This window comes from Arthrobacter sp. NPDC093139 (genome assembly GCF_044754165.1).
Classification (GTDB): Bacteria; Actinomycetota; Actinomycetes; order Actinomycetales; family Micrococcaceae; genus Arthrobacter.
In genome coordinates, this window is the sequence record NZ_JBIVOO010000028.1 from 1 (window position 1) to 4,608 (window position 4,608).

Annotated in this window: 2 protein-coding genes; both read left to right on the forward strand. The window is 67.0% G+C overall.

The genetic code is table 11. The annotated features are described in order from the left end of the window. The first annotated feature begins 131 nt into the window (after window positions 1–131). Complete coding sequence (locus tag ACIP90_RS21280) at window positions 132–1,238, forward strand: LacI family DNA-binding transcriptional regulator (protein WP_400581744.1); 1,107 nt, start codon at window positions 132–134, stop codon at window positions 1,236–1,238. 100 nt (window positions 1,239–1,338) lie between these two features. Beyond that, complete coding sequence (locus ACIP90_RS21285) at window positions 1,339–4,356, forward strand: glycoside hydrolase family 2 TIM barrel-domain containing protein (protein WP_400581746.1); 3,018 nt, start codon at window positions 1,339–1,341, stop codon at window positions 4,354–4,356. Window positions 4,357–4,608 lie beyond the last annotated feature (252 nt).

Genomic DNA, 4,608 nt, shown 5'->3' on the forward strand with positions numbered 1-4,608 from the left:
AGAGTAGGTCACCGCCGGACAACCATTACACGGTCGAGAGCCCCAACCACACGGTCGGGGCTCTCCCGCATTTAAACACCCAACCAACGCCGGCCAACCGGACCGCAGGCCGGCCTCTAGACTTACCAACTATGACCCCTCCTTCCGGTGACGCCTCGTCCGGCCGCGGCCCGGGTGCATCCGCCGGACCGGCAAGACGTGCCACCATCCTTGACGTGGCCGCCGCGGCCGGCGTCTCCCGGCAAACCGTGACCCGGGCCATGAACGCGATGCCGGGCATTCGGCCGGAGACTCGCCAACGGGTCCAGGAACTTGCGCGCGAACTGGGGTACACGCCCAGCCGCTTCGCCAAGGGGCTTGTCCAGGGGCCGGGAACGTCGGTGGGTCTCGCGATTCCGGATCTCACTAACCCGTACTATCCGGCATTCGCCTCCAGCGTCGTCGAGCTGGCCACGCAGCGAGGCTGGCACGTCGTCATGGATGACTACGGGCATGGCGGTGCCACAGGCGTGGAGTCGGTGGAGCATCTCGCGCCCCAGGTGGACGGCGTGATCGGATACCTTGGTGGCGCCACGGACGAAGCGCATGCCATTCTTGGCCCCCGGCCCCTTGTTGTTCTCGACCAGCCGTCAGGGTCAGCCTCAGGCCGGATCTCCTTTGACTACGGCCATGCCGCGCGCGCCGCCCTGGACCACCTGCAGGCCAGGGGCTGCCGCCAACTCGCATACATCGACCGTGCAGATTCAGGCGCCGGCCATGCCGCAGTGTCGGCACCCACAGGGGAGCGGGGGAGTGCAACAGTCTCCGCGTTGGGCGGAGTGACTGCACGCGGCCGCGCCTTTGCCCGCAGCGCCGCTGCCTCCGGCGTGGCGCTGGCGGTGTCCGTATCACCTGAGTCGGCAGCGGATGCCCGCCACGCCACGCGCCGGCTGCTCGAGGAACACCCCGGCACAGACGCGATAGTGGTGTTCAACGACCTGATGGCCGCGGGCACTCTGAAGGCCCTGGCCGAGTCGGGCCACGCTGTCCCTGCGGATTGCGCCGTGATCGGCATGGACGGCATTCCGCTCGGGGAACTGCTGACGCCGGAGCTCACCACCCTCGCACTGGACCTGCGAGAGGTGGGAAGGGCCGCCGTCGAACTTCTGGACGGCCTGCTCACCGGTGCCATCGAGCCCGGTGGACCGGGTTCGGAGTTGGTGCTCCGCCACCATCTGGTGCTGCGCCAGTCCGCCTGACCGGACGGCTCCCCTACCCAAATGACTCCGACCACAGTAGTCTTGGACGGGTTCGTGAACGTTCACGAAGATGCATCCAACATCCAGCCCAGGGACAAACATGTCAGTCGATTCATCCACGGCGCCCGCTGGTTCACGGCCGGCCGGTTCCGCCGGCCGCCATCTGGACATCGGGGCAGGGCAGGTCAGGGAGCTCGAATCGGTGGCACCCGCCGATGGCGCTCTTCCCGCGCGCGCCTACCTCGACAGCGATGCGGCCCGCAAGGTCCTAAACGGCACGTGGAAGTTCCGGCTCCACGGCGGGCCCAGGCTGGCACCTTTGGACGGCTGGCAGCTGGGCCATGGCGTGGCTGGCTTCGTGGATTTACCGGTGCCGTCCAGCTGGCCGATGCACGGACACGGCTCGCCCTGGTACACGAATGTGCAGTACCCGTTCGCAGTTGAGCCTCCCCACGTTCCGGACAGGAACCCGATCGGCGACCATCTTGTGGAGTTCGATGCCGGGCCCGAGTTCTTTCCGCGGTCCGTCCTGCGGTTTGACGGCATCGAGTCTGCCGGCACCGTGTGGCTGAACGGAACCAGGCTCGGCACTACCCGCGGCAGCCGCCTGGCGCACGAGTTCGACGTTACCAACGTCCTGGTCCCCGGGCGGAACACCCTGGCCGTGCGCGTTGCGCAGTTCTCGGCCGCCAGCTACCTCGAAGACCAGGACATGTGGTGGCTGCCGGGAATCTTCCGTGATGTCACGCTGCAGGCGCGCCCCAGTGATGGAATCGACGATGTCTTTGTCCATGCGGGATACGACCATGTCACCGGGCAAGGGCTCCTCATGGTGGAGGCGACCCGGGGCGGAAAGGCGATTGACGCCGTCGTACGCCTTCCCGAGCTGGGGCTGGAGCTCGCGGCCGGAAGCGAGCTGCCCATCCCTGGGGTGGACCCGTGGTCCGCCGAGCTCCCGAGACTGTACGGGGCCACGGTCAGCACCGCCGGCGAGACCGTAAACCTACAGGTGGGCTTCCGCTCCATCACGATCGAGGACGCGCAGTTCAAGGTCAACGGCCGGCGGATCCTGCTGCGCGGCGTAAACCGGCATGAACACGATCCGCGGCTGGGGCGCGCGGTTCCGCGCGAGGTCATGGAGGCTGAGCTGCGGCTGATGAAACAGCACAACATCAACGCCATCCGCACCTCCCATTACCCGCCGCACCCGGAATTCCTGGCCCTCGCGGACCGGCTGGGCTTCTACGTGGTGCTGGAATGCGATCTGGAGACCCACGGCTTCGAAAGCGCCGGATGGAAGCAGAATCCCAGTGACGACCCGCAGTGGCAGCCGGCGCTGCTGGACCGGATGTGGCGCACTGTTGAGCGGGACAAGAACCACGCCTCTGTGATCATGTGGTCGCTGGGGAACGAGTCCGGCACGGGGCAGAACCTGGCGGCCATGTCCCGCTGGACAAAGCACCGAGACCCCTCCCGGCCCATCCACTACGAGGGCGACTGGAGCTCGCCCTACGTGGACATCTACTCGCGGATGTACGCCGATCAGGCCGAGACCGCGCTGATCGGTCAGCGGATGGAGCCTGCCCTGGACGATCCCGAGCTCGACGCCCGGCGGCGCGCCATGCCCTTTGTCCTTTGCGAATATGTGCACGCGATGGGCAACGGCCCGGGCGGCATGACCGAGTACCAGGAACTCTTCGACCGCTATCCGCGGCTCATGGGCGGCTTCGTCTGGGAATGGCTGGAGCACGGCATCACGCGCACCGGTAACGACGGCCGCGAGTACTTCGCCTACGGCGGCGACTTCGGTGAGGAAATTCACGACGGCAATTTCGTCACGGATGGCCTCGTCGATGCCAGCCGAAAGCCCAGGCCCGCGCTGCTGGACTTCAAGAAGGTCATTGAGCCGCTGGCCATTGCCATCGCGGCGGACTGGACCACCGTCACCATTGCCAACAAGTTCGACTTCGCGGACACTTCCGCTGTCCGGTTCCGCTACACCGTCGAGGTCGACGGCGGCACTCTCGACAGCGGTCCGGTGGACGTCGCGCCGCTGGCGCCCCGCAGTGAATCCACCATTGCGCTGCAAGCAGGACTGGCTGAGCTTGCCGCCGATGCGCCCGCCGTGCTGACAATCCGGGCCGAGCTGGCGGAGGACACTGAGTGGGCCGCCGCGGGGCATGAGCTCGCGTGGGGCCAGGCATTCATCAACCAGCCCGAAGTCCCTCAGGTCCGTGCGACTGAAATCGTGGCCGAGGCCGGAGCCGGTGAGCTGCGGCTGGGTCCGGCGACCTTCTCACGGGCCACCGGGGCGCTGACCCGCCTGGGCGGGCTGCCGGTGAATGACCTGCGGCTTGTACTGTGGCGCGCTCCCACGGATAACGACCACGGAGTGGACTGGTGGGGTAGCCCCGAGGCCCGCACCCTCGCGCAGCGGTGGGTCGAGGCCGGCCTCAACCGGCTGCACTCCCGCCTCATCGGCATATCAGCTGTGCCCCACGCGGACGGCGGCGCGTCACTGGAGATCAGGACGCGGGTGGGCATTGCGGATAAGCAGTACGGCGTGTTTGTGGATTACCTCTGGACCAGCGACGGCGGAAGGCTCAGCCTGCGGACCCGAGTGTGTCCTGACGGGGACTGGACCGATAGGGGACGCGACGTGCCCTGGGCGCGGATCGGACTGGAGCTCGTTTTGGGCACCGAACCCCGGCGCGTTGACTGGTTTGGACAAGGGCCCCATCAGGCTTATCCGGATACGGGACAAGGCACGCGCAAGGGGTGGCATTCGCTGCCCGCCGCCGACATGTCCGTTGACTACGTCCGGCCGCAGGAGTCCGGTGCCCGCGCGGCTGTACACAGCGCAACGCTGGACCTGGGCGCCGGCAGCCTGGCCGTCACTGGGGAACGCTTCGCACTGACAGTCAGGCCGTACAGCCAGACTGCGCTTGATGCCGCCAATCACCAGCCGGACCTGGTGCCGGACGGGTGCACCTACGTCTATCTCGACCACGTCCAACGCGGAGTGGGAACCGGCGCCTGCGGTCCTGGAGTTCTGGAGGCCTACCTGATCCACCGACGGGATGCAGACTTCACCCTGGTCCTTGAAGTCACGCGTTGATGGCTCGGAATCACGTTCCATCAGGAGCACGCTCACGGTCCACAGGAGCACGGCCGGAATGTGACGCGCTCCATAGCAGGCAAATAGCTTCGAATCCGCCCGGCGTGCGCTTCCGTTCCGCCGAAGTTCCGCGGGCTGGCGCGGGTTTTTGGGGTGTGTGGTGGGGTGTTTGGGTGGGTTTGCGGTGGGGGGTTGGTGGGTGTATTGTTTTCTAAGTCGCCGAGAGGGGGCCGGCGAGGAGCTGGTTACCGA

Coding starts and splice junctions, on each gene's coding strand:
- ACIP90_RS21280 (WP_400581744.1), top strand. CDS start 132: ATGACCCCTCCTTCCGGTGACGCCTCGTCCGGCCGCGGCCCGGGTGCA.
- ACIP90_RS21285 (WP_400581746.1), top strand. CDS start 1,339: ATGTCAGTCGATTCATCCACGGCGCCCGCTGGTTCACGGCCGGCCGGT.